Here is a 26459-nt window from a genome sequence, read left to right on the forward strand (position 1 = left end):
TGTATTTTGTGAGTTTAATAACAATGATTGTATTCCAGCCCAATTATTACGTCAATACTCCGACAAAAATTTGTCATATTTATCTATGATTTAGGAAGAAAACCTTTGTTTCATTTCAGAAATGCATGCAAAAAAGCCTGAAATGGCTAAATTCCATTCCAGGCTTTGATCTATTCTATACGATTTATCACACCAGCGGCTCCGTAACTACAGAACCGCCGAGCTTTTCCACAATCAAACGGCTTTCCTCGTTCAGTCCCCGCAGGGTAATCAACTTACCGGATTTCGTGTACTTTTGCAGCACCTTCCCAATGGCGGTTACCGCAGAATGATCCCAAATATGCGATTGGCTGAAATCCACCACCACGCGTTTCGGATCATCCGAAGGTTCAAAATGGTCGACAAAATGAGTCGTCGAAGCGAAAAACATCGGACCGCTAACATGGTACACCTTTTCATCGTCGTCCTCTGTCGCGCTGATGCGGATTTTAGCCATTTTCCAGCCAAAATGCAGGGCACTCAGCAACACACCCACGATAACTCCCTTAGACAAATCATGCGTAGCCACCACAATGACGACCGTCGTAACCATGATAAATGTGTCCGCCTTGGGAACCCTGGCTATGTTTCGGAACGAATTCCAGTCCACTGTTCCGATACACACCATAAACATAACTCCCACCAGTGCGCCCATCGGTACTTCCTTCACAACCCCGCCGAGCACCAACAGCAGAAAAGCCAGAAACACCCCTGCCGTGAAGGTGGACAAACGCCCTCTACCTCCCGAGCTAACATTAATAACGGATTGCCCGATCATAGCACAGCCACCCATACCGCCGAAAAAACCATTTACAAAGTTGGCAATCCCTTGCCCACGGGCTTCCCGGTTTTTATTGCTTTTCGTTTCGGTCATTTCATCCAAAATACTGGCTGTCAGCAATGATTCCAGCAGTCCCACCAGCGCCATCGTAAAGGAATACGGCAGCAATATCCACAATGTATGCAACGACCACTCAATTTGCGGCATATGGAATGAAGGCAGTGAGCTAGTCAGCGTACCGATATCGCCTACGGTTTTAACATTTAACCCGAACATATACGTGATGATCGTCATGATAACGATTGCCGTCAATGGAGCGGGAATGCTTTTCACAAACCTCGGCAAAATATACACAATGAGCAGCGTACCCGCCACCATCGCGTACATGATCCAATTGGCTCCGTGAAAGTGGGTGAGCTGCGCCATAAAGACGAGAATCGCCAGCGCATTCACAAACCCGGTCATGACTGGCTGCGAAATAAAGCTTATAAAACGCCCTATTTTCAAAACACCCAGCAGCACCTGAATAATACCTGCCAAAATAGTAGCCGCAAACAGATATTCCACGCCATGATCCTTCACCAAACCCACGACCAGCACCGCTACAGCCCCGGTTGCTGCCGAGATCATCGCCGGGCGCCCGCCTGCAAAAGAAATAACAATTGCCATCGAAATGGAGGCGTACAGTCCGACCATCGGATTGACGCCGGCAATGATCGAGAAGGCAATCGCCTCCGGGATTAGTGCCAGCGCAACGGTCATACCTGCAAGTATATCAGCCCGGATATTACCGAACCATTGTTGTCTAAAATTCATACGGTTTCTTTCCAGCCTCCTATATTAACGGAGAACAGCGTGTTGACCCGCGCCCGGTGTCGTTCCGGGCCTCCGTCCAGCGGCCAATCGCATAGGCTCTCCTATGATTCGGCTCGTTTCTCTCACACGAACCCGCCCGTTATATTCAGTCCATCATTATAACGTAAGGGGTTCGCAGAAACGAGTCAGGTAAGAGGCTATTTAGAAAAAGAAAACAGGCGTTTCCTTGGAATATCGCGTGTTTCCTTCGTTTAATTCGTTTTCTTATATTTAAAATTTTCGCAATTCCCGTACAAGCTCCAATAGGGCGTCAGAGATATCCGGGTCGGAGCTATGCTGGAGCATGCTCTCAAAGTCAGGTAATGCCCGCTTCAATAACCGATAACTATAATCGTAATAGCTCCAAAAGGCCACCGGATCATAGCCTCGCGCTTCTTCCTCTTCCCATTCCAATTCATCTTCTTCAGGATCGGTGTCTTCTGGCCACAGATATTTTTCATCCAACAGCATGGTCAGGGATTCGACAGACTTCTGTGAATCGGCTTGTGCATTTTGCATGTCCAATGCCCCGATAACTGCGTGATAACACTCTAATTCTTCTAGCGTGATATCATCCGCTTTTCTCGCATGCATATTTCTTAATAAAAAGAGCAACGCCCATGGCGTAACCTGCCACAATGTGCCCTGATGCTCAATCAGATTAGCAATGTCATCATATTTTCCGTCCGATATCAATTGCGGCAGCTCGCTACCCCTGCCATATGGAGTCGTCAGACGGTGCCACGGCACATCGGTGATTTGGAAACTATGAATGGGGATGGTGTTGATCTCATGATTATCCATGGCTCATCCTTTCCGATGGGTATCTAAAATCTTCCTGATTTAAAAATAGAATACAGCAAAAAAGCAACCATTAAGAGAGCGACGACAAAGCCAATCTCAATCGCAGGCACATTCCACAGCACAGTCGCCTGATGATTCAGCGATGAACCGATAATCAGGCCGACCATAATAATGCTGAACGCCAGCAGTACGATGCTGAACGACAGGCGATTGCTGATTTGATCCAGCCTGCGCAAGAGCATTTCCAGCTCCGGCACGGTGACCTCCAGCTTGAGCTTGCCTTTGCTGATAATCGAAGCCAGGTGCCTTGCCTGCCCTGGAAGCTCCATCAGCGTCTCGACCAGCTCGGTCGCACCGCCCAGCAGCTTGCCCCGGATACGGCGACTGCTAAAGCGCTCCTTTAACAGCTTGTTGCCAAAAGGCTCCGCCAGAGCAAGAATGCTAAGATCAGGGTCGAGATGCTCAATGACCCCTTCCAGCGTCAGCAGCGATTTGCCGAGCAGCAAGACGTCTGAAGGCAGGCCGATCCGGTGCCGCTGTGCTGCGCCGAACAGGTCGTTCAGGGCATTCCCGATGCTGACCTGCGAGAACGGAACATCCGAGTAATCTTCGCGCATCTTATCCAGATCGGCACGCAGCGCGTTCATATCCGTATCTGGCTCAACCAGCCCCAGCCGTTCGATAGCCCGAACCATGGCATCGGTATTTTTGCGCATCAGCGCGATAATAAGCGAGGCAAGATGATTCTTCATCTCTTCACTCAGCCGCCCGGTCATGCCGAAGTCCAAATAAGCGAGACTGCCATTTTTCAGGACAAGCAAATTTCCCGGATGAGGATCGGCGTGAAAAAAACCTTCAATAAAGATTTGATGCAGCATACTGTTTACCAGCCGCTGTGCCAGATCCTTCAAATCATATCCACGACGTAATAGCTCTTCTCGATTGCCCAGATGGGTACCATCCAAAAACTCCATGGTTAACACACGTGAAGAGGTATGGTCCCAATATATTTTCGGAATATGGATATGCGGGTCCTGCTCGAACTGGAGCGAGATTTTCTCCGTATTGCGGGCTTCATGGTTGTAATCCAGTTCCTGAATAAGCGATCTGCCCAGTTCCTCCACCATCTGGCTAAGCTGATAGCGTCCCACCCATTCCCAGCGTTTGACCGCTATTGCAGTCAGTTCCCGCAAAATATCCAGATCCCGACGAATGATGCGGTTCACGCCAGGCCGTTGGATTTTAATGGCGACCAGTTCTCCGCTGTGCAGCTTACCCAGATGCACCTGACCAATGGAAGCAGCAGCCAGCGGAACATCGTCAAAACGGGTCATAATATCCTCCAATGACGTGTCCAGCTCCTGTTCCAAAATGCCGCGTGCTGTTTCAGCAGAAAAAGGCGGCACCTGATCCTGAAGCTTGACCAGCTCACGGATAATCGGCTCCGGCAACAGGTCTGCGCGCGTACTTGCCAACTGCCCAAGCTTAATAAACGCAGGCCCCAGATCCTCCAGCACCAGCCGAATCCGTTCGCCCAGCGTTTTGGACTCTGGCGTTTCTCTCATCAGCCACTTACGGGGCAGCGATAATAGCTGGAACAGGCCTATTTCCTCCACCATATAGCCAAAGCCATGACGCGCCAGCGCCATGGCAATTTCCCGGTAACGACCGGCGTGCTTTATACGAACCGCCATTTTAATCCAGTCGGTTCCCTTCTTCAGCATCGCTCGAACCCGTAAGCGCTGCCTTTTCTTTTTCCAGCTCCGCTACCTGTTTTTCCAGGGATGCCACACGTTGCTCCAAACTTGCGACATCATTTTCGGTAGGTACGTCCAGCTCCTGCAAAATGCGGCTAACCTGCTCGCGGATTGCCGTTTTGAATTGTCCCTGTTCCTCTGTGCCCCGTTCGATCAGACGATCGACCAGCGCTTTGGATTCCGATGGTGCAAGTTCTCCCCGGTTTACAAGATCCTCGACGGCTTTTTCCACCTTTTCTTTGCTGACAATGGTGAGGCCCCATCCCAATGAGATGGCTTTTTTGAACAAATCGCTCATGATATATCCTCCCCTACCTGTGATTTCCTATAGTATAACCCGAAAAGGGGAACCGCATAAAGTCCGCAGCTCCCCTTCCCTAGTTAGAAGACATCAGTTATACTAGCCCCGCAAGCGTCCGGCCCACTTGGCAGCCTGAAGAATCAACTTTCGATACCCTTCATGCTGGAAGCTTGGCTGATTGTGTCCAGGCATCAAATAGACAACCCGACCCAAGCCATAGGACAACGACCATGCTGCTGGGCACCATTGGCCCTCGTATTCGTATTCCATCAACAGTGTTTTTTCAGTAAACGGATCAAAGTCAAACCGATACGGCTCCTCCTCGATCTCAAACGGTTCAATCCCTTCCATAATCGGGTGGTCCGGCTCCATCACCTTGAAGGACAACTGGCCCGCAACAGGATGCCGCAAAAAACGCGCCCCAATGAGCTGTGCAATTTCATATCGGCCTTGCAACGTAATTCCGTTGTGCAGCACGAGCAGTCCACCCCCGCCACTGACGTAGGACAGCAACCCTGCTGTTTGCTGGGGAGACAGAACCTCCTTGCGGCTATCGCAGTATGAGATGCATAAATCAAATGAGGCCAGGTTTTCCTTGAGCAGCATTTTACGATTCTCGCTGCATTGTACTGTCATCCAATCCTGTAAAATATGGCTAATCTCTCCGTCCACCCCTTGTAGCGGGTGAAACTCCGGATACGTATAATCTCCTAACAACAATGCTTTTCTTCTTTCCATGATGAATCCTCCTTGCCTAATCTGTATATAAGGACTTTAAAGGCGATGTCCCGTGTCATTTGTTCTTATTTGTGTCGTCTCTGGGCTCAAAAATTTAAACTAGCCCTCACCCGTTGCGCATAACACCGCCATCATCGCCCGAGCTATGGCATATATAAATAATTCTACAGGCGGGCTATTAAATCCTTTAGCAGAAGATTATAGCATATATATTCGATCGGAATAAACATATTCAAAAATTTATATGCGTGAACACTGGCGAATTCATCGGTTTATGGTATACTCGTAAGAAAAAAAGCGTGTTCATGTGTTTTCTAAAAAAGGCTGGATCGCTTTTTAGTAAGAAGTTTATGCTTGCGGTTATAGAATTGTTAAGCTCTTCTTAAAACTTATACATTCTATGAATCTTAAAAACCGGGGAGGTTGCATGAATGAAGAGGACTGGAATGACCCGGCCTTTGGACAGCTTGGGACGAATTGTGCTTCCTAAAGAGTTGCGCATGACGATGGAGATTGACATCGGCGATCCATTAGAGTTTTTTATTGAAGACCAGACACTCATGCTCCGTAAGTACAAATCAACCAATTGCATATTTTGCGGTGCGGTTGATACGAACACTTATTTTAAAGACCAGTTTATTTGCGACGAATGTACAGCAGCAATGAAAACGGAAGATTTGCTTCCGGTCACGGTGGCAGAAACCAATTTGACTCCAATCAAGCAAAATATGCATATGAAAAAGATTTATCAGCGTACAGATGTTATTCTGGAAAAAATGAGAGAGCTTATGGAAGAGCATCCAGCATCCTCACAAAAACAACTCGCTTCTATGCTAGGCGTGAGTCAGGGAAGGATTTCCCAGTTGAAGAAGCTCATGTGAGTAAATCACCAAAAAAGTAATGAATACGCTTCCATGTTATGTAAGGTTGAATCTTACCTAAGTTTAGAAAAGCCGGACCCTTGTCAGCAAGGAACCCGGCTTTTTTGGCGTACACATGAAGTTGTTCTTTTATCCTGTTAGGAACTATAGTTGCGATGGTTGCCAGATGGTGGATTACTGACCGAATGCCCTGCATTTTTCCACCCAGCGTACTGCCGCCTTGGGAAAAGAAGCGAGGTGGATATGTGTATAGGCTGCCAACAGGTTCCCCTTCACATAGCCTTCGCTCTGGAGCCCGCGCATCCCCTTGGTTTGATAGGCATAAGGGTACGGGGAGGCTGATTCATCATAGACCATCACGGAATAATGAAACTCATGTCCCCGGATTGTCTCTCCAGCCTCCAGCAACAGACAATCCTGTAATGCAGTTGCTTCCCGGTAGCCGAGCGCGGCCCGCTTGTCCTGCATTCGCACATCGGACGGGATGACCCCCGCCATGCTATGCACAGCACCGGAACGATCTGTAAGCGTACGTGCCAGTACCATGTAACCACCGCATTCGGCGAATACAGGCATATCCCCACTCACCGCGTTGCGGATATCTTCCAGAAAGCCCGTATTCGCAGCAATGGCAGCGGCGAACTCCTCGGGGAAACCACCGCCCAGATATAGGCCGCTTGCCTGCTCAGGTACGCGTTCTCCAGCCAGCGGACTGAAAAAGGAAAGTTCAGCTCCCGACTGACGCAGCAAATCCAAATTTTCCGGGTAGTAAAAATTGAACGCCGCATCTCTGGCAACGGCAATGACCGGACGTTCCCCGGCGTCGGCTTGCGTCTCCGACGAAAGCCGATCCGGGGCAAATAACGGCTGCACTGGCAGAGACAACGGCGGAGCCGAGTCCGCCAGTACCCGCAGCGCGGCCAAATCCGTGCCTGCGCGGATCAGCTCTGCTGCCCGTTGAAAGAGCGGCTCCAGTTCGCCGCGCTCAACAGCCGGGACCAAGCCCAGATGACGCTCGGGAATATCCAGACCGTCGTCACGTTGGAGCCAGCCGAGCACGGGGATGCCGCACTCCTGCTCGATCGCCTTTTTGACGATGCCGTAATGCCCTTGGCTTCCGCAGCGGTTCACGATCACACCCGTAATGCGCAGCTTCGGCTCCAGACGCTGGAAACCCAGTACAATAGCGGCCGCGCTTCGTGCCATACTACGTACGTCAACGACCAGCAGCACAGGGCTATCCGTCAGCATGGCGATTTCGGCAGTCGACCCGGTGTTGCTGAGCGGGTCCTTGCCGTCATAAAGCCCCATGACGCCTTCAATCACGGAAATATCCGCACCTTCGGAGGCACGGATAAAGGTTTCACGCACCGTATCCGGCGAGGTCATCCATGAATCGAGATTACGCGAAGGCGTTCCGGTCGCGGCGGTGTGATAGGTCGGATCAATATAATCCGGCCCGCACTTAAAACCCTGCACCCGCAGGCCGCTATCGGAAAAAGCCTTCATCAGCCCGAGGGTGACGGTCGTTTTGCCCGAGCCACTGCCCGTTCCAGCCACGACAATACGACTTCTGTGTGCAACAGAGGACTGAGCTGTTCGCACATCCTGCTTATTGCGATCAGTCATAAGATACCCGTGCTACGGATATCGTCATATTGCCGCTTTTTTTCTTCTCCAGCAGCCAATGATCTGCACCGGAGGATAACAGCGCTGAAGGCTCGCTGACACCGTACGCTCCTGTGTACTTAAAGACCGTTTCCGATGGATTGGGAAGCTGTACGGTGTTTAGCTCTGACGGGATGTACGTCACCAGCTCCCAGCCGTATTTGGCGCAAAGGGCAAGCAAACCCTCTTCATCCTTTTTCAGATCAATGGTCGCAATATTGCGCACGCTTTTCACTGACAAGCGAAGCTCATTCAAGCTGTCCAGCACGCCAGCCTCCAGCTCCTCCACAGCAGTCCCCCGATTACAGCCGATGCCGAGCACCAGACTTTTCGGACGATACAGCACACCATTAGCCAGAAACCGTTCCTCTTCCTCCGGCTCCAGCAGACGGTCGCTAACGACCAATGCGGCATTGAACGGCTCTTGTGAAGCTTCTGCCATCGAAGCATATACCTTGATATGGGCAGGCACAGGCTTGTCATAACGCCACCAGTTCCGTTCGCCTGTCTCTTGCACGAGCGCCACAGGCTCCTCATTCACAACAGCCGCGCTTACCGGAGTTGCCTTGTCGAAGCTGTCGACCACCCAACCCAATTCCCGACCGAACATGTCCACCGGAATCGTGCCCTGCACATCCGATGCAGTCGTAATTACCGGGCGTGCGCCGAGTACCGAAGCCACATGACGGGTCAGTTCATTGGCACCGCCCAAATGCCCGGACAGTACGCTAATGACATGCTCCCCGCGATCATCAATGACGACCACCGCCGGGTCTACCTTTTTATCCACTAAAATCGGCGCAATCATACGGACGACCGCACCGAGGGAAATAAATAAAATAATACCGTTATATTGCTTAAATAAATCCGGCAAAATCAGCTTAACCGAGCCTTCGAACAATTCAATACCGCGCTCCTGCTCGTCGCCCCGCTCAAACTTGGACATGTAATACACATCCGTTCCCGGAAAGCTGGCTCCTAAATTACGAACCATCTCCACTCCGTGCTTCGTGATCGCCACAGCGGCAAATGGATTACTCACCGGGCTTCACTCCCTTCCGGTAGCCGTGGGTGAACGACTTATCATACAACTTGGAACGATGCGCGTCCTTGTCTACCAGACCAGGGTCCAGCGCCCAGCCTGCCAAAATCATCGCATGCATCGTAATTCCCGCTGCGCGCAGATCGGCTGGCAATTGAGCGAGCGTCGTGCGCACGATCTTTTGGTCCGGCCAGGTTGCTCGCTGCACAACCGCTACAGGCGTGTCCTCGCTCCAGCCAGCCGCCAGAAACTCGACAACAACCTTCTTCGCCAACGTTGCACTGAGGAATAGAGCCACTGTACAGTGGTGGGATGCCAGGTCGCGCAGCTTTTCCCGATCCGGTACAGGTGTGCGGCCCTCCGCACGTGTCAGGATGACGGTCTGCGTCAGGTCAGGCACAGTCAGCTCTGCGCCAAGTACGGCAGCAGAAGCGAAGACCGAGCTGACACCCGGCACGATTTCGTAAGCGACTCCGCGCTGCTTCAGCAGCACCATTTGCTCCAAAATGGCGCCGTACACTGCCGGGTCCCCCGTATGTACACGAGCTACACTGCGTCCTGCCTGCACAGCTTCGCTCATAATTTCGACCTGCCGCTCCAGATCCATGCCTGAGCTTTGCAGCACCTGCGCCTCTGGCTTGGCCGTGGCGATCAGCTCGTCGTTCACAAGTGAATCCGTGTACAGCACCACATCTGCCGTACGTAAAATTCTTGAGCCTTTGACGGTAATCAGCTCAGGATCGCCGGGCCCCGCTCCTACAATATATACTTTAGGCTCCAAACTCATTTGCTCACCACCATCAGACTCAGATATTCAAGCTCCTGTCCGCGCAGCTCGCGCGCGTTACGCCATACCATTTCATAAGGAGAAGTGACCTTGGTAATGACAGACGCCCGATCCCCCAGATTCAGTTCATCCAGCACATCCAAAATCAGATCCAGCACCTTGGCAACCTTGATAAACACGACCGTATCGTGATTTTCAATCGCCCGCTTCATCGCTTCCTTATCATGGGTAGCCGGAATAATACCGACCTGCTGATCTCCGTCTGCCAAAGGCAACTCCAGCGCCGCCGCTGCTCCCAGCACAGAGGAAATACCCGGAATAGATACAATCGGCACCTCAGGATGAAGCTCCTTCATGAGACGCGCCAAGTGAATAAAGGTACTGTACAAATTCGGGTCCCCCTCGGTGACAAAGGCTACATCCTTGCCTTGACTTAGAGCCTCCCAGCAGGCCACCACCGTTTTGTTCCACTCCCGTTCCAACACAACCGGGTCCTTGGTCATCGGGAAAATAAGCCCCAGCATCTCTTTTTCCTCCGGGTTTACGTACAGCTCCACGATTTCATGGGCATACGATTTGCCTCCCCGACGTTTTTTCGGATAAGCCACAACTGCGCATTCCTGAAGCATACGGTACGCCTTGACCGTAATCAGCTCGGGATCACCCGGCCCCACGCCTACGCCGTAAAGTGTTCCTGTTGCCGCCGTATTCATGCTGTCTCTCTCCCCCTCTTTGATCTAGCAAATTACTCCCCTGCTACCTCGTCAGCCGCTTCTACCGACGGCCGCCCTGTAATAACATATATCGGATTTAGTCCGTCAAAACGCGTCATATTCAAAATCGGCTTGCTACGCGCTGTTTGCAGTAACGTCACCGAGGCTTCCAGCCCCGCTTCTTGCATCGCCTTCATGCCATCATGCAGCGTCTCAATCGTTGCAGCATTCACTACGATTCGTCCATCCGTACGCAGACGGGAAGCACACAGACGAATCAGCTCTGCCAGCTCTCCCCCGCTCCCGCCGATAAACACCGCATCCGGGTCTGGCAGCTCGTCCAGTCCGGCAGGCGCTTTGGCGTGAATGACCGGAAAATCGGTGCGAAATCTAATCTTGTTCGCTTCCACATTGGCGAGATCGCCTTCATTCTTCTCAATGGCAAACACTTGCCCGTACTTCGCCAGCCGCGCACACTCCACAGCTACAGAACCAGAGCCTGCGCCAATGTCCCATACGATGCTTCGCTCTGTCAGACGCAGCTCGGACAGGCTGAATACACGCACTTCGCGCTTCGTAATCAGCCCTTTTTCCGGCTTGCGCTGATGAAATTCCGCATCCTCAAAGCCAAATCCCCGACGAATCGCAGGCACGTCCGCCCCCTTACGGCGGCGCAAAATAACCACATTCAGGGGTTGGAACTCTCCCTGCGCCATCTCCTCCAGCGTATAATGCCGATATGTCTCATCCGGTCCGCCCAAATACTCGCCGACAAAGGCATCGTATTCTGTCATGCCGTAATGCAGCAGATAGGCAGCGACTGCGACGGGATGATTCCGGTCGTCCGTCAGCAGCGCGACCTTGTTCTGTCCGTCGATCCGTTGCGCCAGTCCGGTCATCGGACGACCGTGTACGCTTTCCAGCACCGCATCCTGCCAGCTCTCGCCCAAACGCGCGAACGCCAACTGAACCGAGCTGAGATGAGGCAAAATATCCAGATGCTCAGCCCCCAGCTTGGCGGATAAATACCCTGCGATGCCAAAAAAAAGCGGATCGCCTGACGCAAGCACGACAATATCCTTGGCCTCACGCAAACGTCCCAATTCTTCCACCACGGCGGAAAAGCCGCTCTTTAATGTTCGTTTTTCCCCTGCGGCTGTCGGAAAAAAGGCCAGTTGGCGCTCTCCGCCAACCAGCACGTCCGCACGCTCGATTCGCTCCAGCGTCTCCTGCGACAGACCTGCCCCTCCATTTTCACCGATACCAATGACACGGATCACTCTACTCACCGACTCTCGCCCTCCCCAGCACATTCCCTTTCATCGTTACCAGTACCATTTCTACAACGATTCCACCACCTGCATGCTCCAGACAATGATGACAGCCATAGGTGCACAGCTTTTCAAAAAAGCTCAGCGCATTCGCCTCGGTCATCATATCCGCCACCTGGGTAGCTGTATTTGCCTCGGCCACCGCTGCTGCAAGCGACTCGTCCACACCCGCTTCACGCGCGACCTCGGCCAAAAAGCCAAAATCCACCGGGGCGCTCTTGGAATGAACCATCATGACACCTTGAGCGACCTTCGACAGCTTGCCGGGCATGCCGACGAGAATAATTTTCTTCATTCCCAGCCGTTTTCCATGCTTGATCGCAAAGCCGACAAAATCACCCATCTGAATAAAAGCTTCTTCCGTCAGCTGATCGTACATTTGCATTGCATATTTTTCACTGCTACCGCCTGTGGTCAGGACAATTTCCTTGCAATCCATCGCTTGCGCAACCGATATGGCCTGCACGACACTCGCTTTATAAGCTGATGTGGAAAATGGAACCACCACACCTCGCGTACCCAGTATGGAAATACCGCCAAGAATACCAAGTCGCCCATTCAGCGTCTTCTTGGCGATTTCTTCGCCGTCCGGCACGCTGATGACGACACGGACACCTTTGGCCGATCCGTGCTCCTCAAGCACGCCTGTGACGGCCTCCGTAATCATCCGGCGCGGCACAGGATTGATCGCTGCTTCCCCGACAGGTACAGGCAGGCCAGGCTTCGTCACCCGCCCCACGCCGATACCGCCGTCGAGCTCAATGCCCGGTTCCTCCCGCCAGCTAACAGACGCGATAATTCTCGCCTGATGCGTCGCATCCGGGTCATCGCCGCCGTCCTTGATCGTCGTGCAGGAAGCCTCGTCCGCGTTCAGCACAGGCTCGATCAGCTCAAACGCATGATCGAAACCCGCTGGCAGCGATATCACCGCTTCCTTCGGCGGAATGCCCGTGATGAGCAGTTGCACCGCTCCCTTGGCAACCGCAGCCGCACAGGCTCCGGTTGTAAAGCCTGACCGCATCGGCTTGTCCGGCGCGGGGGCTTCACCACTTTTCATCCGTTTGGGTCTGTCGGCGGACGCCGCTTCCTTTTTCATGCCAATTCCTCCTTAACCTCTCATGCTGATCATGCTCCAATTCATTTCATGATACAGCAAACGGGCAACCGCATCTAGCGGACAGCCATTAAGGAGATTGCATTCAATGCCGCCACGACGATGGTACTGCCGCCCTTGCGCCCAATGTTCGTAATGAACGGAATATCCAGCTTGCGCAGCTCGTCCTTCGATTCTGCCGCCGATACGAAACCGACTGGCATCCCGATAATCAGGCCGGGCTTGGCCGCTCCTTCTTTCACCAGACGAATCAGCTCCAGCAGCGCTGTCGGCGCATTACCAATCGCATAGATACCGCCTTCACCTGCCTGAATCGCTTTGCGCATCGAAATAATGGCGCGTGTCGTATTCAGTCTTTTTGCTTCTTCCATCACGTCCGGGTCCGAAATGTACACATGCACATCCCCGCCAAACTGACGGATACGATCCTTGCTGAGTCCCGCCTGAATCATTTGCACGTCAGCAACGACCTGCTGCCCTGCGCGAATAGCTGCAACCCCGGCTTCAATCGCTTTCGGATGAAACACCATGCTGCGGCCCAGCTCAAAATCAGCAGACGCGTGAATAACGCGCTGAACGACTGGATATTGCGCTTCTGTAAAAGGATGCTCTCCCAGTTCTTCCGTGATCATCTCGAAGCTTTTGCCCTCAATCTCCTGCGGCTGCACCGTCAGCGGTTTGAAATCTGTTTTAAAATCCATCGTTTCGACTACTCCTTTATGGAAAATTAGTTTATATACGCATTTTAAGATGACTATATTTTAAATACACGTCAGAAAAAGTTCTGGATTTATCGGATTGACTGGGTTGTTAATTACCCGGATCGATCAGATTCACAGGGTCATAGTTCAGATCGAAGGGTCCATTTTGGTTGTGCGCAGTGCGTCGATCACTCCGTCAAAATGATCAAATACGGTGCCAAATTCCACTTCCGGTCTGGAAATCAAAATGACATGAATACCCAGCTCCAGGGCAGATTGAACCTTCTCATCCACCGCTCCCGTGCGTCCGCTTTCCTTGGTCACCATCACCGTCGTGCCGAAGTGCCTGTACAATGCCTCGTTCATCTCGCGGGAAAAAGGTCCCTGCATGGCGATAATATTTTTTTGCTCCATGCCTAGCTCGCCGCATTTCTCCATATTGTCCAGACGCGGGAGCATACGTGCAACCAAACGAATCTCCGGGTCTTCGAGCAAATGCTTGGTGAACGTGCCGAGCGTCTTGCTGCCTGTCGTAAGCATTACTGAGCCTTTGAGCTGCTTCGCTTCCAATGCGGCTTCCTCATAGGAGGGTACGATGTGAAGCAGCGGATGATTGTCATACACCAGCCCTGCCCGCTCGTAGCGAACATAAGGAACCCCGGACTCGCGGGCGGCTGTCATAGCATTCGCATGTGCTTCTTCTGCAAAAGGATGACTGGCATCAACGATAGCCTGTACTCCCTGTTCCCGAACCACTGCTGCCATTTCATCGGCTGTCATTCGACCTGTACGTACGTCCAGCCCCACTTCGGACAGGCTCGCTGCCGCGCTTTCTGTTACGACGGAGGCCAATACTTTGAAGCCGTTGTCACGGATTTGCAGCGCCAGTTCCCGAGCATCGCTCGTTCCGCATAGCATGAATATCATGAGCCCTTCACCTGCCCGCTGCCAGAAATGCCGCTTCCGTTCACCACAGACGGCGTATGTGCATGATCGTGGTGGTGTTCATGATCATGGTCATCATGGCTGTGCGCATGTACATGCTCATGCTCGTGGTTGTGATCATGTGAGTGTTTCTCATGATGATGATCGTGTCCATGTGCATGGTGGTCATGGTCGTGATGATCATGATGGTGATCGTGATGATCGTGGTCATGTCCGTGATCGTGATCATGGTCGTGGTGATGATGGTGGTGCTCCTGCGCCTCCAGACGGAACTGGCAGTTATCGCAATTGGCCATCACCTTGCCAACCAAGCCTTCGTTGGCACGCTCCAGCACTAGCTCGACCAATTGTGGATGGAACCCAAAATATCCGCCCATTTCCACTTGTAATGCAGGATGAGACTCCGCAAATTCCTCCGTCATTTCTCCGATACGCTTAATCAGCACACCTGTGAACAGAAAGTATGGAAGCACGATGATTTTTTTGGCACCCAGACGCAGACAACGCTCCAAACCATCTGGAAAAGAAGGCTGAGTCACACCGATAAAGCTGCTCTCCACCCACGTATACGGGAGTTTTTCCCACAGCATACGGGTAATTTTGAAAAAGTCGCTATTCGCATCCGGATCGCTGCTTCCGCGTCCCAGCACCAGCACAGCCGTTTCTTCATCCGTCACCTCGGCAGAAGCCTCCACAGCGCTATCCATACCGGCTGGAACCGCAACCGGACGTGCCTCTTTCAAGCGACTTTGCAGAATACTGACAATTTTTTCGTGAACGCCAATCGGACGTCCATATACAAATTCCACCTGAGGATATTTAGCCTTCGCACGATCAATCGCCATCGGAATATCAATTTTGGCATGTCCCGCCGCGAACAGAATAATCGGAACAAGCACGACTCGCGTCGCCCCTTGTTCCACACATGCCTGCACACCCTCAGCAATGCTGGGCCGTGTCAACTCCAAAAAACAGGTTTCCACACACATATCCGGCACACGATCTGCCACCGCCTGTGCAAACTCCAGCAGCTCCCGGTTCCCCTCCGGGTCCCGACTTCCATGTCCAACCAACAATATTGCATTCACTGCTGTATTTTCCTCCTCATCAAAATAGGGATGACCTGCAAGACGCCCTATTTTATCTATATGCTTACATCCATAAAAACAGGCTTTCTAGCCCATTAATCACCACAAACGGCATTCACTTCCACTATTGCAGGCGCATCTTCATGCCGAAAACCCGCTACCACGCCCACACGCTTGAAAAATTTATGAAAACGCTCGTTCGGATGCCCTTTTTCCTTATATTCAGCGATGACGTTCTCAACGATATCCGTAATCTGATCCCCCGGAATGCCCTCTGCCACAGGTTGAGCGGCATGAGCGTTGCGTCCGAATTTTTTGCCGCCGAGGAACAGATCGTATCCTCCCTTGCGGTACACAATCCCGATATCCTCCAGCACCGCTCCATAGCAGGCCATACCGCAGCCGTTCAAAGCAATGCTCGTTTCCTTGGGTGCCTGCAATCCGCCCAGTACAACCTGTAGATGCTCTGCCACAGGCACAGCGTCATCCTTCTCCATATTGCAGAAGTCGCACGCCTTCACCTTAAACACATCGCCAATCGGCATCACGATGAATCGTTCATCCCGCAGCCGCCCTACCAGCTCCTCCGGGTCCGCGCACGGCACGCGCAGCACGATCTGGTGATCCGGCGTGTACTCCAGCTCGCCTTCATCACCCGCTACCTCGGCGAGCAGCGCCATCTGGCGAGCGGTGAACTTCTTGTTTCCCACGCCGGGGGAAACGCCCACCTCAAACAGCGCAGGCTTGCCAAAGCTGCCTGTCGCTGTCCCGGCCGTAGCCACCGCTCCGGCCACGGCTGCCGTTCCAGCGACGCTCACGGCGGGCGCTTGCCCGTTCCAGCGTGCGCTCGCTTCGCCCGGCAGCTTACCGCCCGCAGCGAGGCGGCTCAGCGCCTCCGCTGCCAGCGATGCCGGGACCGCCCCGGCTTGCGCCGCAGGCGCGGCCTGCACGGCAGCCACCGCTTGCGGGCGTGCCTGCGTGGCAACCGCCGCAGCAGCACCGCTCGCGGAAGGCGCGGGCGCGGTCCCGCCAGCACCCGCGGGGGCTGGCACTGCGGGTGCTGCGCCCGCCTGCGACGCATTCAACGCGCGATCCTCTTGCGCGCCCAGCGACCACGGCTCCGCTTCCGTGCGGAGCCGCTGATGCGGCTTCAGCGCCTGCTCGGACGCATCCAGCGTATACTTGCGCTGATACCCGCGCGGCGTCACGATCAGGCCGTCATACACCATTGTCGAGGAATTGCCGATAATGACGGTCGTCAGCATACCGATATCATGGTTCAGCATGTCCTCCAGCGTCGTCACTACGACTTGCTGACGGTCACGGTAAGCACTCTTGACCAACCCGACCGGAGTCTGCGGATCACGGTAGCGCAACAAAATGGACTGCGTCTCAACTATCTGGCGTGTACGCCGACCACTGCGCGGATTGTACAGTGCAATGACAAAATCTGCCGAAGCTGCCGCTTCTACACGTTTCACAATCGTTTCCCAAGGGGTCAAATGGTCACTCAGACTGATCGTGCATGCATCATGCATGACGGGCGCACCCAACAGCGAAGCACAGGACTGAATCGCCGATATTCCCGGCACGACTTCTACCTCAACCCCGTCCTCACGACGCCACCCCTTTTGCATCAGCACTTCGTACACTAACCCGGCCATGCCATATACGCCTGCGTCTCCACTGGAAATGACGGCTACCTTCTTGCCCATCTCCGCCTGTCGAACCGCCTCCTGCGCACGGCTCACTTCCTCTGTCATCCCTGTGCGCACAATCTCCTGTCCGTTCAACAACGGACGGATCAGATCCACATAGGTGTTGTAGCCGATAATGACCTCACTCTCGGCCAGCGCATCCAGCGCCCGTTTGGTGATATGTTCCATATCCCCCGGTCCGAATCCAATCACGAGCAATTTTCCTAATTGGCTCATCGTTATCCTCCTTCTTAAATCTAGGCTATGTTTTCCACACTTCTATCTATTTCACTTGTATATGGACATCCTGTAACTCAAAAAAACCCATCCTGCCCGGATGGGTTTCCTATGTACGCATCGTATCATCAGACGGACACAGCATAAGAAGACACTTCTTGTCTTCCGCCATCGTGTCGTTGCTTTCCATCTGCCTGTTCACGCTTGAAACGCTTCTGCACGTTCAGCTCCACGCAAACCTGTAAGCAACATGGAAAAAGCAGCGTGCGCCTGATTTCCTGATTTCGTACACCCATCCTCTCCGCGAAGGTTAACGGTGCATACAGATCAAGGTAGGTCTCCTGGCTCGGCATCAACAGATTTTTTCGTCTTCCCCGTTTTCTTACGAGTGACGTCTGAAAAAATCCTCTTCCTTACAGTGGCGGGACCGCTCGGGACTTGCACCCGATTCCCTGTTACCCTTCGTTCCATCGCAAAGGCACCTTGTCTGTCCGCTATTTGATTATGGGTCTTATCATAACCTTGGCTCAATCAGTTGCGCAAGCATGAAAAACGCTTTATTTCAAGTTCTCTGCCTTATTTTTTAACATATGCAACAATTCGTCCGGGTCCGCAGAGATACTCAGCAGCGTTGGGTGGTCAACTCCGGTAAATCCCTCGCGCACACTATGACGCACCATTTCCGCCAACGGGTCAAAATATCCGTTCACATTCAGCAGCCCGATGGGCTTGCGATGAATGCCGATTTGCGCCCAGCACAGCACCTCGAATAGCTCCTCAAATGTTCCCAATCCGCCCGGAAGGGCAATGAATGCGTCAGCCTTTTCGCTCATCACCGCTTTGCGTTCATGCATGCTCGCCACCTCAATAAATTCGGTAACTCCCCGGTGAATAATCTCTGCATCGAATAACAGGGTCGGCATAATCCCGGTGACCTGACCGCCCCCTGCCAGCATCGCATCCGCGACCTCGCCCATCAGCCCCTTGCTGGAGCCTCCATAGATCAGACGAACATGATGCCGGGCCATAGCCTCTCCAAGCTTGCCTGCCTCCTGAAGATATACCGATGAATGTCCGGGTCTGGACCCGGCAAATACACAAATGGAATTCATAACGTCTCAGCTCCTGTTCTGGTATCCCGCATCGAGGCTTTTTCATTATATTAAATAAATATTTTCGCTATAACAAAAACTTCTGTCGATGCATTTCCAACAAAAAAAGATAAAGACCCTGTAGGCCCTTATCTTCATTTTACCCTTTATCGCAAGGATATGGGTTAGTTTTCAGTTCACAACTTCAAGACCGCAGCCGTGCACCGAGGCGCTATGCTCAAAATATCTTCCCAGCTCCACCATCATAGCGCCCATTCGTTCCTCCACCGGAAACACAATCCGTTCAATCCCTTCCTCCAAAATGGACTGCGCCGTCACCTTGCCTACCGACACAGCGATCACATCCTGGCGAAAAGCTTCCAGCACGTCTTCCATCTGCTTCTGGTCCCTCGCATATTGAGCCAAAAAGCGGATCTGTGGACCGCTGGTGAACGTAACAGCATCAACATTACGATTCACGATATCCGCCAGCAACGCTTGCAAATTCGCTTCCTCTGGTGGAATATGCTTATAAGGAAGCACCTGCCGAGTTACTGCCCCCTGCTCGTCCAGCCACTTCACCAGCCGTGGGGCCGGATCACCATGCAGCTGCAACAGCACTTCCTTCCCCTTCAGATCATACGGCGCAAAAGCACGCGTTAACCCGGTCAAGCTTCCATCCTCGTCTCGTACATCTGGCGTGAAGCCACGCTTTTTGAGTCCATTGACCGTCTTGTAGCCCCGCGCCGCAATATTTGAACCTAGCAGCAGCTCCATAATCTGTTCCGCCACGCCCATATCCTCCGCCATATCGAACAGCGCGTCCAGCCCCATACCTGTCGTAAAAATGTTCCAGTCCGGCGGCCGCTTCACCCACGATACAACCGCATTGCGCAGCTCAATATCATCCAGAAAAACTGTGCCCTGGGCCGGACGCAGCACCGGCTCGCCCCCCATTTTTGTAACCAGCAGCGCCATTTCGTCTGCTTTACGGGGACCGGCAAGAGCAACTCTCTTGCCTGCCATGCGTTGTGCCATCCTGTTCCCTCCCTTGTAGAAATCGAAGTCATAATCCTTTCTACCAAGTATACAATTAGAGGGCTGAAAGACAAATAAGAATTCTTTTTCCTATGAATACAGTAAACTTATAAGTTAGCTTGTTCTGTTCTGCTTGCCTGCTGGCTTTCTTGCTGGCTTGTGCTATCCTGCTGACTCGTACTATCCTGCTTCTCTCCAGATGGCTTATGATATTCGTTATATTCTTCAGGCTTGGGTCGGAGCAGCAGCCATAGCACAAAAGGCATGAAGACAAAGAAAATAATCATCACCATCGTCCACTCCCGGCTAAAATCATAAATTTGGACGATATTAGAAAACAGCATAAAGGAACAGACATAACCCAACAAGCCTACGGGCCAAACCATCAGACTCCCCCGTGTATGGGCAAACATGCGCTTTACCGCCAAACTGGTAACGTACAGATCAACACCAATCTTTGTAAGCAGGGTTGGTACAGTCAGTGCAGCCACAAACAAGTCGAACCGATCCAGAAAGTCGGTTAACTGCAACTGACGCGCCAGTTCATACGATGGATAAAACAGCCGCGACAAGATAGGAACTCCAATAACCAGCTCCTCCAGCAGCACCATGATGATCATAAAAGCGGTTCCGGTCAAATGTCCTAGCCACGCGCTCCGGGGACCATAGCTTTTTCCCGAAATCACAAAAGGCAGCAGCATAATATCTGCCATATATCCGAGCATACGCCAGCTACCTTTGATAACTCCATTTACATCCGGGTGCAAAATCGGTCTCAGTGCCGAAAAATCCATATTACGCCCGAAAACAAGCGGCATCGTCAGCATCGTCAGAACCGACAACGGTACAAAAATCTCCGCCATATTCACAATCGTGCTTATACCGCCCTTAGCCATGAACGTTAAGGTCAGCAGCATAATAAGGGATATGACGACAATCGGAGTCAGCGGCAAAAGTACAATTCCAACCAGATCGGTAATAATTCTCAGATCTCGTGCAAAAATGATCAGGAATAAAATAATATAAACCACAAGCAGCATACGCCCTAGCACGGGGTGAGAGCTGACTATGGCCTGTAGCAGATCCTGATCCGGAAAACGCCGCTTAAGCTTCAACATCGCCCAGATCGGCAAGCATATTACGATGGCAGCAATCGCACAGGTCCAATAGGCATGCTGATGCGCGTAATCTGCTGCCTGCGTCGGAGCATGCACAATGGTAATACTGACCTCCATCAACATACCAAGCAGCACGATTTGTCTGGTTGTGAATTGCTTCATACAGGTACATCCTCCTTTTGGCCGCAGGCATCCATTACATGCGTTGCAATGCAGCCGACGTATGCATATCAATGAACCGGATCATTTCCAAGTCTTGCTTCATTCTACTTCCCCCGTTCTTCTCCTATACGCTTGGGTCGTAGCACAGGCACTATGGCTGCAACCACGCAGGTCCAATAGGCATGTCGTTCTGCGAACGCTGCCGCCTGTGAAGGAGCATGTAACAGGGTTATATTGGTCTCAAGCAACACACTGAGCAGTATGATTTGCCTGGTTGTGGACTGTTCCATGCACGAGATCCCCCTTTTTCCCCACAGGCATCTTGCTCTCTTTACAACACAGGAGGGATCCACATGTCAATGAAACGGCTTAGCCATGTGGCCACATATACGGAACTCTTTGTCGAGGTGCCGTATATCCAGATACCAATGCTAATGACATACAATACGCGTGAGACCCAGCGATTGACTGCAGGTGCAGATTTCAGACTTTTGCGGTCAATCAGATACATGAACAGCGTAGCCAGCACCAAAGGCAACAAAAATACTTTATTCATTTTGGATGTCCTCCTTTTTGATCCCGAATGGTTTGGTGACCGCACCGATATTCTCAATATGCACGATCGGATTTATGGTGACCTCCACCTTGGGATACAATTGCTCCCATCGAGGTTTAATCCGTTTCCATTCATCTGGACGACTCATAATGATAGCCCGGCCAAAGCCAAGTATGTCTGAATGATATTTTTGCTGAATAACCCGGACAGCCTCACCCAGCTCTTTCTTGATCTCTTCGGCAACCTGCTGCTCCAGCCACTTCAAATTTTCCCCATTGGATATATCGAAAGTGGTCTCATCCTCTCTTACATTCCCGTTGCAGTTCAGACGAATGGTCATTCGAATATCATCCCCCTGAATATGAGGCTTGATATGGACGTTATTTTCGATGAGATGAACGGATATATAACCAGCACCTTTAGGAGGGGGGATGAATATCTCCGTATCCTTAGCCTGCTCCATACCCAATAGCAGAAACCGGCTTAGATGGTTATCTATAATCCCCGTTACCCTGTCTTTGCGAAATACAGCCAGCCCATCCACCTGAATATTCGTCTTCTTGTCCTTTATGTTGGCGGGACCATTTTTTACGAGAGACATCACTGGCACAGCCGGGTCAATACCATCCATCAGGATTGAATTCATCAGCAATTTAATGGAGCGAGGTTTTTTCATATATGAGTAATTAAGCTCACGCACCATCTCTGCTGGATATTGCTCAATCGGGGCATCCGCCTGAAGCACTTCCAGCGTCGAGCCCTTCGTTATGACGACCAGCGAAGACAGACGGTTCTGCGGAATACGCGCCAGCACATCCATCATTTTGCTGATCCCCTCACGTGCCAGTGCCTCGCCGAATAATAGCACCCGCCGATGGGAATAATTCAGCGTTCGTGAAACCCCTCGCTGTTCCTCAGTGCTTGCTCCCCGGAAGCTTGGACCTATCTTGGACTCCAGATAATAGGATTTCGTTCCACTAGTACCTCCACCGCCTCCTGTGCTTCCCGAAGATCCGAGTTGTCCGGGAAGAGCAATTTGCATCGTTACACGGTATTGATCCCCTTCCTTATCCAACCCGGTCCCCATTACAAAGGCTACATCGTTCACTTCACGGCGATCCCAGCATCCACCCAAAAGAACAGAACAAAGCAGCAAACAGCTGAGCACAGCCGCTTTACGTACTTTCCCTGCATCAGACTCTTTGGGCTTCTTCATTACCATCCCTCCTCGGTTGTGGGCGATCCATTCATGTTTCCCTTCGCTCGTTTGTTGTTACCTTTTCCAATCCAGGAAGGACGTTTGGTCATTTTCCACCATGGCGCACGAACGACGATATCCTTTTGGTCCATGTGATTGTATGGGCTATACCCGCTCATGTAAGGCACACCAAACGACGTTAGCTTGGTTAAATGTGTAGCGAGCAGTGTGGTCGCGATAATGATTCCAAACAGCCCGAACACACCTGCCATCAGCATAATCGGGAACCGTAACATGCGGACCGTAATAGCAAAGTTAAAACGCGGAATAGTAAACGACGCAATACCTGTGAGCGACACGATAATAACCACCGGTGCCGACACAATTCCCGCCTGTACAGAGGCTTGACCGATAACAAGTGCACCGAGGATACTGACAGCCTGGCCGACCGTTTTGGGGAGACGAATCCCCGCTTCCCGTAACGCCTCAAAGGAAATCTCCATAATCAATGCTTCCACCAAGGCGGGGAAAGGGATAGATTCACGCGCCGCCGCAATGCTCAGGATGAGCGTCGTCGGCAGCATATCATGATGATAGGTCGTGACCGCTACATATAATGCAGGTAAAAAGAGGGCTAATATGAGAAAAAGAAACCGAATCCAGCGCACCATGTTACTGATGAAAAAACGCTCGTAATAGTCTTCGCTCGCTTGCATCATCTGCCACATCGTGACTGGCCCAATCAGGGCAAAGGGCGTACCGTCCACAAAAATGGCAAAACGTCCTTCCAGCAATTGCGCGGTAACCGTATCCGGACGTTCCGTGTATTCCATTTCCGGAAACGGTGAAAACGGGTGATCCTCAATCAGTTCCTCAATGTATCCTGTCTCCAGCACACCATCTATTTCGATATCGCTAAGCCTTTTTTTTACATCCTCCACCAGCTTCGGATCTATGATGCCCTCAATATAGGTAAGTACAACACCTGTTTGGGTTTCTGTTCCCATGGTCATGCTGTGCATCTTGAGCTTGGGGGTCTTCAGCTTGAATCGCAGCAAAGCGGTATTTACACGAAGGGTCTCGGTAAATCCTTCACGCGGCCCACGAATAACCGCCTCGGTCTGAGGCTCCTCCACGCCACGGCGGACGCCTCCCTTAGCACTGAAGATATACGCACGAGACTTACCGTCTACGAACAAGGCGGCATTGCCGTCCAGTATCGCCGCCGAGACCATTTTCCATTGATCCATCGTTTTGGTCTGGGACATGGAAATCCGAGTTTCATCCAGCGGATCTAATGTTCCGTTTACCTCGGGGTCGTTAAGCATCATGCCCAAAATGAAAGGTCGCAGGATATGATCCTGCAAATCCTCCGATTTCACCGTGCCTTCAATATAAGCCAACATCCCTTTGCGTTCAGGGGAAATCATCAGCTCTCGATAGACGATATCAGAGCAATCCTTGAAAATATCACGCAAAGCAGTCAAATTGTCTTCCAGACTGCTCCGTAACGGCTGTTCCAGCCATGATGGTTCAGGCAGTCCTTTAAGAGCATCGTAATTTCGTGTCTTGCGATCTGCAGCCGGAATCGTGCGCCGGCTCCACGGTAATCTCGGCAGCTTGGGAAAGTGAACTTTCTTCATCGTTATCCCCCTCTACGAATGGCCGATCAGGTATATGACATGTAGGATGTACCAGCCTGCGCAGGATTATGTATCCAACAGTCTCAGCATGTTGAATAGATGACAAAAAGACCCTGCAATCATGCAGAGTCTCCGAAAACATCATTATAAAATGGTGATTAATCTCCCCAATATTCGTCAGGATGGTACTCAATCTCAGAACCAGCTTCGAACGTAAGCTCCCCTGTCTGATCATTATATTTCACGCTTTCCGGGTTAACGTAATACCAATGCTTCACAATGGCTCCGTCCTCTGGCGTTACAAAACGGAATACATTCAGTTCCCTGCTATAACGCACAATCTCCACCGCTGCCTCACGCGGCAGCTCTTGAAGCGTGAAGCGAAACACGCCGTCCGCCGATTCCAAACGGCAATCCAAAGTCTGCTTGCGGCTGTCAGCAAAGCTGCGACCCGTGACGGCATGCTTGATCAGCCATGTTTCCTGCTGCGCCATTGCGCGCACCTCCTTTTAGGGCAAATCAATCAGCATATAAAAGACAGGCTCCTGTGCCTCCAGCGACAGCTTCGGCTCCTGCTCAATGCGGGCCGAATCGCGCCCGTTCAGCATATGTTCACCGTTCACACGCAGTGAGCCTTCGATAACAAACAAGAACACGCGTCGCCCCTCGGACTGTGTGAATTCCACACGCTCTCCGGTCTGAAGCTTGCTTAAATAAATCGTCAAATCCTGATTAATCGCAGCTATTTCGCCATCCGTGCCCGGAACACGCTTCCCGGCAACAACAGGCAGAAGCTGACCATGCAAACGATCCGGGTTGAACGCAGTAGCTTCATACGACGGTTCCAGTCCTCTCGTAAGCGGGCTAAACCACAATTGCAGCAGACTGACATCCTCTGTTTGCGAAGCGTTGTGCTCCGTATGGATGATCCCGTGGCCTGCGGACATCCGCTGGATACCTCCAAAATTCGTCACCTCCACATGTCCACGGTTGTCCTCATGACGCAGCTCGCCGTACAGCACAATAGAGACAATCTCCATATCACTATGCGGATGCGCCCCAAAGCCTCGTCCCGGTGCGATCACGTCGTCATTACAGACACGCATGGGACCAAACTCTGTATTGTTATCATCCTGATATTCCGCGAATGAAAAGCTGTGACTGCCCCGCAGCCATCCCTTATCGAAGCTGAATCGGGAAGCAGCCGGATATATTGTGAACATAGTAGCCCTCCTTCAGGAAGAAAAATGAGATCAAATCTTTTTCATTGTACCTGAGCCCCAACGATAAAGCTATGCCCCCGTCTGGGCGATAATTTCATCCATAAAAGACTGCAAGGTACTGGTCACATAGGCTTCCTTACGACGGATAAATACCGTTGTCACTTCGTTGTACGGCTCAGGCATTGCATGACAATGCACCAGACCCCGGGCAGCCAGCCCGCTGATCGAGGATTCAGGAAAAACCGTCATTCCAATGCCAGCCGCCACACTGCCGATAATCGTCTCGAATGTTCCAAACTCCATAATCTGCTTGGGAATAATGCCCTCCATCTTGAGCCAGGTTTCCAGCCGCCCACGGTAGCCGCAGCCTTTTTTATATAAAAGGAGCGGACGGGTCGTTACATCCTCAACGGAAAAGTCATCTCCTTGGGAAACAAGGACCAGCTTTTCCTGAAACACATCCAACTGTTCAATGAGGGGATGCTTCACCGGTCCGGTCACAAAGGCACCATCCAGCCTCATCTCCGCAACCTCCTGTACCAGGTGCTCCGTAACCCCTGCCTTGAGGGACAGCTCGACATCCGGGTACTTGCTATAGTAAGCATGTAAAATCGCCGGGAGAGCGATCACTGTCTCCACGATTCCTATCTCCAACACCCCCGAGGGCGCTGAGGTACTCTGAAACGCATGTTTCATTTCCTCGAATTGCGACAAAATGCTTTTCGTATATTGCAACAGACGCTTGCCCTCCGCGTTGAGGATCATGCCCCGCTTATGTCTATAAAATAAAGGCGTTTGCAGCTCCTTTTCCAGTAGCTTGATTCTGGCCGTTACATTGGACTGGACATAGCTAAGCTCGGCTGCCGCCTTGCTGACACTGCCATGAGCAGCCACCGTCTGGAAAATGTTTAAGTCGTTCAGATCCACTACTGCTCCCCCTTATCGTGAAGG

General features: G+C 51.9%; 26 protein-coding genes and 1 riboswitch. Of the genes, 1 reads left to right on the plus strand and 25 read right to left on the minus strand.

Annotation, left to right across the window (positions count from 1 at the left end; genetic code table 11):
- Nucleotides 1-187: 187 nt before the first annotated feature.
- From ABIA61_RS14715 to ABIA61_RS14735, 5 genes are all read right to left on the minus strand, one after another.
- Nucleotides 188-1636, minus strand: a complete 1449-nt coding sequence (locus ABIA61_RS14715; protein ID WP_404580927.1) for a SulP family inorganic anion transporter — start codon at nt 1634-1636, stop codon at nt 188-190.
- Between the two features lie 270 nt (nt 1637-1906).
- Entirely contained in the window at nt 1907-2479 is a 573-nt protein-coding gene (locus ABIA61_RS14720) for a hypothetical protein (RefSeq protein WP_404519392.1), read from the minus strand.
- Between the two features lie 23 nt (nt 2480-2502).
- Nucleotides 2503-4173 (minus strand): ABC1 kinase family protein, encoded by a 1671-nt coding sequence (locus tag ABIA61_RS14725; RefSeq protein ID WP_283656338.1) that lies wholly within the window; start codon nt 4171-4173, stop codon nt 2503-2505.
- 1 nt (nt 4174) lies between these two features.
- Nucleotides 4175-4534 carry a phasin family protein gene (locus tag ABIA61_RS14730; RefSeq protein ID WP_283653658.1) on the minus strand — a complete coding sequence of 120 codons (360 nt, stop codon included), beginning with the start codon at nt 4532-4534 and terminating at the stop codon, nt 4175-4177.
- Nucleotides 4535-4636: 102 nt separating this feature from the next.
- Nucleotides 4637-5275 carry a ThuA domain-containing protein gene (locus ABIA61_RS14735; RefSeq protein WP_404580928.1) on the minus strand — a complete coding sequence of 213 codons (639 nt, stop codon included), beginning with the start codon at nt 5273-5275 and terminating at the stop codon, nt 4637-4639.
- Between the two features lie 431 nt (nt 5276-5706).
- On the opposite strand from ABIA61_RS14735, the gene ABIA61_RS14740 reads away from it, so the two are divergent.
- Nucleotides 5707-6156 (plus strand): AbrB/MazE/SpoVT family DNA-binding domain-containing protein, encoded by a 450-nt coding sequence (locus ABIA61_RS14740; protein WP_283653660.1) that lies wholly within the window; start codon nt 5707-5709, stop codon nt 6154-6156.
- Nucleotides 6157-6330: 174 nt separating this feature from the next.
- Here the strand turns inward: ABIA61_RS14740 and ABIA61_RS14745 are convergent, their stop codons facing one another.
- The 20 genes from ABIA61_RS14745 to ABIA61_RS14840 all read right to left on the minus strand — a co-directional run bounded on the left by ABIA61_RS14745 (nt 6331) and on the right by ABIA61_RS14840 (nt 26435).
- Nucleotides 6331-7785, minus strand: a complete 1455-nt coding sequence (locus ABIA61_RS14745; RefSeq protein WP_404580929.1) for a cobyrinic acid a,c-diamide synthase CobB — start codon at nt 7783-7785, stop codon at nt 6331-6333.
- Complete coding sequence (locus ABIA61_RS14750; protein WP_404580930.1) at nt 7778-8866, minus strand: cobalt-precorrin 5A hydrolase; 1089 nt, start codon at nt 8864-8866, stop codon at nt 7778-7780. Before ABIA61_RS14750 ends, ABIA61_RS14745 begins: the two co-directional genes overlap by 8 nt.
- Nucleotides 8859-9653, minus strand: a complete 795-nt coding sequence (gene cobM, locus ABIA61_RS14755; protein WP_134912100.1) for a precorrin-4 C(11)-methyltransferase — start codon at nt 9651-9653, stop codon at nt 8859-8861. The genes ABIA61_RS14750 and cobM overlap by 8 nt, the downstream gene beginning before the upstream one ends.
- Nucleotides 9650-10366 carry a precorrin-2 C(20)-methyltransferase gene (cobI, locus tag ABIA61_RS14760; RefSeq protein WP_283653664.1) on the minus strand — a complete coding sequence of 239 codons (717 nt, stop codon included), beginning with the start codon at nt 10364-10366 and terminating at the stop codon, nt 9650-9652. Before cobI ends, cobM begins: the two co-directional genes overlap by 4 nt.
- 32 nt (nt 10367-10398) lie before the next feature.
- Entirely contained in the window at nt 10399-11655 is a 1257-nt protein-coding gene (gene cbiE, locus ABIA61_RS14765) for a precorrin-6y C5,15-methyltransferase (decarboxylating) subunit CbiE (RefSeq protein WP_404580931.1), read from the minus strand.
- On the minus strand, nt 11648-12793 hold the full coding sequence (locus ABIA61_RS14770; RefSeq protein WP_404519388.1) for a cobalt-precorrin-5B (C(1))-methyltransferase: 1146 nt from the start codon (nt 12791-12793) through the stop codon (nt 11648-11650). The genes cbiE and ABIA61_RS14770 overlap by 8 nt, the downstream gene beginning before the upstream one ends.
- Nucleotides 12794-12867: 74 nt before the next feature.
- Nucleotides 12868-13512: a precorrin-8X methylmutase gene (locus tag ABIA61_RS14775; protein WP_014278561.1), complete on the minus strand. Its 645-nt coding sequence runs from the start codon at nt 13510-13512 to the stop codon at nt 12868-12870.
- A gap of 147 nt (nt 13513-13659) precedes the next feature.
- Nucleotides 13660-14439, minus strand: coding sequence for a precorrin-6A reductase (cobK, locus tag ABIA61_RS14780; RefSeq protein ID WP_283653666.1), 780 nt, complete (start codon nt 14437-14439; stop codon nt 13660-13662).
- On the minus strand, nt 14436-15545 hold the full coding sequence (locus ABIA61_RS14785) for a sirohydrochlorin chelatase (RefSeq protein ID WP_404519387.1): 1110 nt from the start codon (nt 15543-15545) through the stop codon (nt 14436-14438). Before ABIA61_RS14785 ends, cobK begins: the two co-directional genes overlap by 4 nt.
- A gap of 95 nt (nt 15546-15640) precedes the next feature.
- On the minus strand, nt 15641-17479 hold the full coding sequence (gene cobJ / locus ABIA61_RS14790) for a precorrin-3B C(17)-methyltransferase (protein WP_404580932.1): 1839 nt from the start codon (nt 17477-17479) through the stop codon (nt 15641-15643).
- A 314-nt stretch (nt 17480-17793) separates the two neighbouring features.
- Nucleotides 17794-17979, minus strand: a riboswitch (cobalamin riboswitch).
- 57 nt (nt 17980-18036) lie between these two features.
- Nucleotides 18037-18591 (minus strand): LOG family protein, encoded by a 555-nt coding sequence (locus ABIA61_RS14795; protein ID WP_404580933.1) that lies wholly within the window; start codon nt 18589-18591, stop codon nt 18037-18039.
- Nucleotides 18592-18762: 171 nt separating this feature from the next.
- A complete protein-coding gene (locus ABIA61_RS14800) occupies nt 18763-19608 on the minus strand; it encodes a uroporphyrinogen-III synthase (protein ID WP_404580934.1) in 846 nt (281 codons plus the stop codon).
- Nucleotides 19609-19715: 107 nt separating this feature from the next.
- The gene (locus ABIA61_RS14805) at nt 19716-20888 is read right to left on the minus strand and encodes a GerAB/ArcD/ProY family transporter (protein ID WP_404580935.1); all 1173 of its coding nucleotides are present in this window, start codon (nt 20886-20888) and stop codon (nt 19716-19718) included.
- Nucleotides 20889-20992: 104 nt separating this feature from the next.
- On the minus strand, nt 20993-21178 hold the full coding sequence (locus tag ABIA61_RS14810; protein WP_349361883.1) for a hypothetical protein: 186 nt from the start codon (nt 21176-21178) through the stop codon (nt 20993-20995).
- A 41-nt stretch (nt 21179-21219) separates the two neighbouring features.
- Entirely contained in the window at nt 21220-21444 is a 225-nt protein-coding gene (locus ABIA61_RS14815) for a hypothetical protein (protein ID WP_044644384.1), read from the minus strand.
- Nucleotides 21437-22666 (minus strand): Ger(x)C family spore germination protein, encoded by a 1230-nt coding sequence (locus ABIA61_RS14820; protein ID WP_349361884.1) that lies wholly within the window; start codon nt 22664-22666, stop codon nt 21437-21439. Before ABIA61_RS14820 ends, ABIA61_RS14815 begins: the two co-directional genes overlap by 8 nt.
- Nucleotides 22660-24285, minus strand: a complete 1626-nt coding sequence (locus ABIA61_RS14825; RefSeq protein ID WP_283653674.1) for a spore germination protein — start codon at nt 24283-24285, stop codon at nt 22660-22662. Before ABIA61_RS14825 ends, ABIA61_RS14820 begins: the two co-directional genes overlap by 7 nt.
- Before the next feature lie 158 nt (nt 24286-24443).
- Nucleotides 24444-24779 (minus strand): hypothetical protein, encoded by a 336-nt coding sequence (locus ABIA61_RS14830; RefSeq protein WP_283653675.1) that lies wholly within the window; start codon nt 24777-24779, stop codon nt 24444-24446.
- A gap of 15 nt (nt 24780-24794) precedes the next feature.
- Entirely contained in the window at nt 24795-25508 is a 714-nt protein-coding gene (locus tag ABIA61_RS14835) for a pirin family protein (protein WP_404519381.1), read from the minus strand.
- Between the two features lie 69 nt (nt 25509-25577).
- Complete coding sequence (locus tag ABIA61_RS14840; protein WP_283653677.1) at nt 25578-26435, minus strand: LysR family transcriptional regulator; 858 nt, start codon at nt 26433-26435, stop codon at nt 25578-25580.
- Nucleotides 26436-26459 lie beyond the last annotated feature (24 nt).

Origin of the sequence: Paenibacillus sp. RC21 (assembly GCF_044907935.1) — a bacterium.
In the GTDB taxonomy this organism is placed as follows: Bacteria; Bacillota; Bacilli; order Paenibacillales; family Paenibacillaceae; genus Paenibacillus; species Paenibacillus terrae_A.

What these genes read in the sequence shown, in the direction of transcription:
- cobI (WP_283653664.1), bottom strand. Translation starts at nt 10,366, where the DNA reads ATGAATACGGCGGCAACAGGAACACTTTACGGCGTAGGCGTGGGGCCG.
- ABIA61_RS14720 (WP_404519392.1), bottom strand. Translation starts at nt 2,479, where the DNA reads ATGGATAATCATGAGATCAACACCATCCCCATTCATAGTTTCCAAATC.
- ABIA61_RS14825 (WP_283653674.1), bottom strand. Translation starts at nt 24,285, where the DNA reads ATGAAGAAAGTTCACTTTCCCAAGCTGCCGAGATTACCGTGGAGCCGG.
- ABIA61_RS14725 (WP_283656338.1), bottom strand. Translation starts at nt 4,173, where the DNA reads ATGGCGGTTCGTATAAAGCACGCCGGTCGTTACCGGGAAATTGCCATG.
- ABIA61_RS14795 (WP_404580933.1), bottom strand. Translation starts at nt 18,591, where the DNA reads ATGAATTCCATTTGTGTATTTGCCGGGTCCAGACCCGGACATTCATCG.
- ABIA61_RS14735 (WP_404580928.1), bottom strand. Translation starts at nt 5,275, where the DNA reads ATGGAAAGAAGAAAAGCATTGTTGTTAGGAGATTATACGTATCCGGAG.
- ABIA61_RS14810 (WP_349361883.1), bottom strand. Translation starts at nt 21,178, where the DNA reads ATGGAACAGTCCACAACCAGGCAAATCATACTGCTCAGTGTGTTGCTT.
- ABIA61_RS14715 (WP_404580927.1), bottom strand. Translation starts at nt 1,636, where the DNA reads ATGAATTTTAGACAACAATGGTTCGGTAATATCCGGGCTGATATACTT.
- ABIA61_RS14820 (WP_349361884.1), bottom strand. Translation starts at nt 22,666, where the DNA reads ATGGTAATGAAGAAGCCCAAAGAGTCTGATGCAGGGAAAGTACGTAAA.
- cobM (WP_134912100.1), bottom strand. Translation starts at nt 9,653, where the DNA reads ATGAGTTTGGAGCCTAAAGTATATATTGTAGGAGCGGGGCCCGGCGAT.
- ABIA61_RS14835 (WP_404519381.1), bottom strand. Translation starts at nt 25,508, where the DNA reads ATGTTCACAATATATCCGGCTGCTTCCCGATTCAGCTTCGATAAGGGA.
- ABIA61_RS14740 (WP_283653660.1), top strand. Translation starts at nt 5,707, where the DNA reads ATGAAGAGGACTGGAATGACCCGGCCTTTGGACAGCTTGGGACGAATT.
- cobK (WP_283653666.1), bottom strand. Translation starts at nt 14,439, where the DNA reads ATGATATTCATGCTATGCGGAACGAGCGATGCTCGGGAACTGGCGCTG.
- ABIA61_RS14805 (WP_404580935.1), bottom strand. Translation starts at nt 20,888, where the DNA reads ATGAAGCAATTCACAACCAGACAAATCGTGCTGCTTGGTATGTTGATG.
- ABIA61_RS14775 (WP_014278561.1), bottom strand. Translation starts at nt 13,512, where the DNA reads ATGGATTTTAAAACAGATTTCAAACCGCTGACGGTGCAGCCGCAGGAG.
- ABIA61_RS14830 (WP_283653675.1), bottom strand. Translation starts at nt 24,779, where the DNA reads ATGGCGCAGCAGGAAACATGGCTGATCAAGCATGCCGTCACGGGTCGC.
- cobJ (WP_404580932.1), bottom strand. Translation starts at nt 17,479, where the DNA reads ATGAGCCAATTAGGAAAATTGCTCGTGATTGGATTCGGACCGGGGGAT.
- ABIA61_RS14815 (WP_044644384.1), bottom strand. Translation starts at nt 21,444, where the DNA reads ATGAATAAAGTATTTTTGTTGCCTTTGGTGCTGGCTACGCTGTTCATG.
- ABIA61_RS14730 (WP_283653658.1), bottom strand. Translation starts at nt 4,534, where the DNA reads ATGAGCGATTTGTTCAAAAAAGCCATCTCATTGGGATGGGGCCTCACC.
- ABIA61_RS14800 (WP_404580934.1), bottom strand. Translation starts at nt 19,608, where the DNA reads ATGGCACAACGCATGGCAGGCAAGAGAGTTGCTCTTGCCGGTCCCCGT.
- ABIA61_RS14745 (WP_404580929.1), bottom strand. Translation starts at nt 7,785, where the DNA reads ATGACTGATCGCAATAAGCAGGATGTGCGAACAGCTCAGTCCTCTGTT.
- ABIA61_RS14770 (WP_404519388.1), bottom strand. Translation starts at nt 12,793, where the DNA reads ATGAAAAAGGAAGCGGCGTCCGCCGACAGACCCAAACGGATGAAAAGT.